Consider the following 3928-nt stretch of genomic DNA (forward strand, 5'->3'; position numbering starts at 1 on the left):
TCCCGAGTGTGTCGGACGCTCGGCGTAGGTCGGGTGATCCGGGATCGTCGTAGACGCGAAGGCTGAGGCGCCACTGGCGTGATTCCGGGAGCGGCGTGGGAGACCGGGTGCGTCGAGTCCGGTTCAGTTCGTCCCAACGTCACCGTGTTCCGTTCCGGCCGCCGTTCCCGGGCCCGAAACCACCTTGGATGCGGAGGGAACAGCCCATGTGGCGTCAGACAGCGCTTCTGGAGCCCGGAGCGCCACCGCACCCCGTCGATGAGATGCCGCCGCCCGGCCGGATGGCGAACGTCTTCGGTTCCACACTGGTAGCGGGCGTGTTCTGTTTTCTGCTGGCTCCAGTCTTCTGTCGACTCGTCCGGTTCTTTCCACCAGTCGTCAGCGGCACGGTGATCACGATGATCGGCATCTCGCTGCTTCCGGTGGCCGGGAAATGGGCACAGGGCGGGAACTCCCATGTGCCGGACCACCGTTGGCTCGGCAGCGGGGCTGACCCTGCGACAACGGGGCCTCCTGACGTGCCCTTCGGCGTAAATACCGTTCGAGCTGCCAGGAGGCTCTGCGATCTGGCGGGAGGGCGTGCAGGCGGTTCTGGTGACCGGCGATGGAGTTGGACGCGACGATGAGGTGGGACCGGGTGTGCATCGCCGCGCGCAGCATCGGGTCCTCGACGGGCAGGCGGATCGCGTCTTTCTCCGGTTCGGCGATGGGTCGGCCCCACGCGCGTTCGATCATCGGGTTCGCGCGTCGAGGGCGGTTTTCGCTGGGACATGCGGGGTGACCGTGTCGGGGCCAGCAGTTGGGAGGTGGCGGTGGGGCGTCAGGTCTCGGTGCCCGCTCAAAACAGTTCCAGGTCCTCGCCGCTGGTGTCCGCGATGACTGGCCGAAACTGGGCAGGGAGGCCGTCCAGGCGGTCAGGACCGGCCGCGGCGGCCACGGCAGGGGCCGTCTCGGCCAACCAGGCACGAAACCGCTCGGTGGCTTCGCGGTAGGGGACCTGCGCCAGGACACGGTGCTCGCCGGAGGGGCAGAAGTCGACGGCGACAGTGAGCAGGCACGAACGGGGCGCGTTCTGACTGCCCGTCCAGGACACGCGCAGGACACCGCAGGGCTTGCGCCCGCGGGGGGCGCGGTGGGTCGGGCGCAGCGATCGGCAGGCTATGTGGGCGGTCCATGCGGCGAGGTGCGGCAGTGGCAGGGTCGTGCGTGCGCGGCAGCCGGGGCAGCGGTGCCAGTGGCGGAGCCAGGTCTCGGTGTCGGTGTGGAAGAGGCGTGTGTAGCGGTTCGCCACGCGAATGTCGTTGCTGTACAGGTGGTCGGGGCGTTCCTGTGTGTTGCAGGACTGGCAGACGGGGGCGCGGACGTAGCCGTGTTCGTGGCAGTGGTCGAGCACGGTGGCGGGCGCAGTGCGGCAGACGGCGCACGCCCACCCAGCCACCCTGCGGGAGGTACCGGGCTTCCTGCTGAGGACCGTGTACAGCTGGCCTTCCAGCTCTTTGTCGTATGGGCGCAGTGAGGCGGTGGGGCCCTCGGGGCTCGTCGTCCGCCGACCGCCGGCGTCTCGGGTCTGCCGGGGGTGGGAGGGGGGCTCGGTGACGGCTGCGCTTGCCTGGCGGGTCCGCGCGGTTTGCACCCACTGCGTTTCGGCGTGCTCGGCCGCGTCCAGCAGCCTGACCACAGCGCGCGGCAGCCACCAGGTGCGCTGCGTCCCGTCGCGGGTTTGCTCCACGAGTATCCGTCGCCAGGCGATCCCCGCCAGGTGGCACGGCCGGCCGATTTCACGTCGTGCTGCCCGCTCGTGGCCGCGCAGCTCCTGCAGTTCTCCCGTGATGCGCTGGCGCCAACGCAGCGGCGTTTCCTCGCTGCACTCCTGCCTTGGCGCCCCACGAAACGGACCGACGCGGACCAGGTCCTGCCGATCCATCCCAACCGCGTTCAGTTCCGCAGCTGCCCGGCGCACCTCAACCTCCGGAACACTCCACTGGCCGCCGCTCGCTCTCACCGTCGCCACCACATGGCTGCCGAGCAGGACGTACCCCACCCGGGCACGGGTAGGAGAGCAGGTGAATGCCCCAGAAGCCGTCGGCACAGCACTGTCGGCCGTCAAATCGACCCACAGAGCGTCCGCGGCAACCAGGGTGATCAGGCCGTTCGTGCGGCCGGGCATGACACGCTCTGACATACCGACAGGCTAACGGCCTGCAACGCGGCAACGGGTCCCAAGCACCCCGGTCAGCCAGGCCACCGCCCGCAACTCCTTATTCCTGAGCATCTGGTCCGCCGTACCGTTGCCGAACTCCGGCGCCGTGAGAGCCAGCGACTCCCCATCCGACAGGTTGCCCCTCCCAGCCGCGATTCCTGGTACACGTCGGCGAGCCGGGCCTTCGCTTTGTCCTGTGTGGCGAAGCCGGACTCCTCCGTCTGCTTCCCGGCCGCGGTGCGGTACCGGATCTTGTACTCGTGCGGGCAGCGGGTCCAACGAGATTCGGGATGTTCGCAGTCCTTGAAGAAGCTGTCCATGCCGCGGGGGAGGCGGTTGGTCGCCATGGTCGATCTCGCTCCAGGGTGCCTTGCTGACGGTTTGCTGACCCCGGATGGTCGATCAAGCCCCTGAGCTGGGACGAAACGCTAGCTGCGTGATATGTCGAGGACCACCATCAGCTGAGTGACCGCGATGACGGTGAGTGCTATCCCTGGGCGCTGGCCACGTCGGGCGGACGCGGGCGGAGCCTCGGCCGGGGCGCGCGAGGTGACCATGGCAGGTCCCCCCATGGCTTGGAGGCGAACGATGGGCAGGGGGTGGGTCCGTTCGCCACCACTGACAGTAACCCCGGGAGATAGGGAACATAACCGTTCATTACGGACAAGCAGTAATTTCCGGACAATCGCCGACCAGTGGTGTGAACCGGCCCCGGTGCGCCCGCGCCGGGGCCGACGGGATCACCCGAGGGCCCGTCACCGCCGGGGCGGCCTCCGGATGTCGATGCCCGGTCAAGGGCTTGACGCGGCCCTGGTCCAGCGCGATCGTGAGGGCCGAGATTCTGACATGTTACGTGTGCCATTGCACATGGGTGCGGCGGCCGACCCGTCGCCAGGGGAGGGCACCGCGTGGAGCTGGAGCTTCGGCACCTGAGGGTGTTGTGCACGATCGCCGACACCGGCAGCGTGGGCCGGGCCGCCGTGGCGCTCGGTGCCTCACAGCCCGCGACCAGCACCCAGCTGCGCCGGATCGAGGCCCACCTCGGCGCGCCGTTGTTCGAGCGCACCACCACCGGTGTGGCGCCCACCGGTTTCGGCGTCGAGGTGCTGGCCGCGGCGCGTGACGTGCTGGCCAGGGCCGACGGCCTGGGGCGAAGGGCGGTGGCGGGCGTCTCACCGGCCGGCCGGGAGTTGCGGCTCGCCGCCACCAACTCGCCGGTGCTGCCCGGCCTGCTCGCCAGGGTGCGCAGCCGGCTGCCGGAGCTACGGATCACCGTGAGCAGCGTCTACCGCTCCTCGGACATCGTCGAGCTGCTGGAGCAGGGCGTCCTGGACGCGGCGATCGCGGTGGACTACCCCGGCATGGAGCTGCGGCACTCGGACGCCGTCGCGCTCCGGGGCATCGTCACCGAGCCCACCTTCGTGGCACTGGCCGCCGGGCACCGGCTGCGCCGCCGTACCGAGGTGGCGCTCGCCGATCTCGCCGACGAGCCTTGGTTCGTCACCCCCGACGACGGTGCCGGCTGGCCGGGGGTGTTCTTCGGCGCCTGCACCGCCGCGGGCTTCGTGCCGGCGACGGTGCACGAGTTCCTCGGCGACCGGGCGGAACTCCAGGACATGATCGCGGCCGGTCTGGGCGTCTCCACCGTGCAGGCGACCTCCCGGCCGCTCTCCGCCGTGGTGATCAAGCCACTGGCCGGCACGCCGCTGCGGACCAGGTACCTGCTCG

Annotated in this window: 2 protein-coding genes and 1 pseudogene; 2 read left to right on the forward strand and 1 reads right to left on the reverse strand. The window is 70.0% G+C overall.

What is annotated here, in order from left to right:
- Window positions 1–281: 281 nt before the first annotated feature.
- Window positions 282–470, forward strand: a pseudogene (locus ACFQ87_RS43270) (solute carrier family 23 protein); the annotation flags it as partial.
- A 368-nt stretch (window positions 471–838) separates the two neighbouring features.
- On the opposite strand, the gene ACFQ87_RS43275 reads toward ACFQ87_RS43270, so the two are convergent.
- Window positions 839–2182 carry an endonuclease domain-containing protein gene (locus tag ACFQ87_RS43275; RefSeq protein ID WP_380616513.1) on the reverse strand — a complete coding sequence of 448 codons (1344 nt, stop codon included), beginning with the start codon at window positions 2180–2182 and terminating at the stop codon, window positions 839–841.
- Window positions 2183–3108: 926 nt separating this feature from the next.
- Here ACFQ87_RS43275 and ACFQ87_RS43280 point away from each other — a divergent pair.
- Window positions 3109–3928, forward strand: an 820-nt coding sequence (locus ACFQ87_RS43280) for a LysR family transcriptional regulator (RefSeq protein ID WP_380616515.1), incomplete at its 3' end; no start/stop codon positions are given.

Origin of the sequence: Kitasatospora sp. NPDC056531, assembly GCF_042794375.1 — a bacterium.
Lineage (GTDB): Bacteria > Actinomycetota > Actinomycetes > Streptomycetales > Streptomycetaceae > Kitasatospora.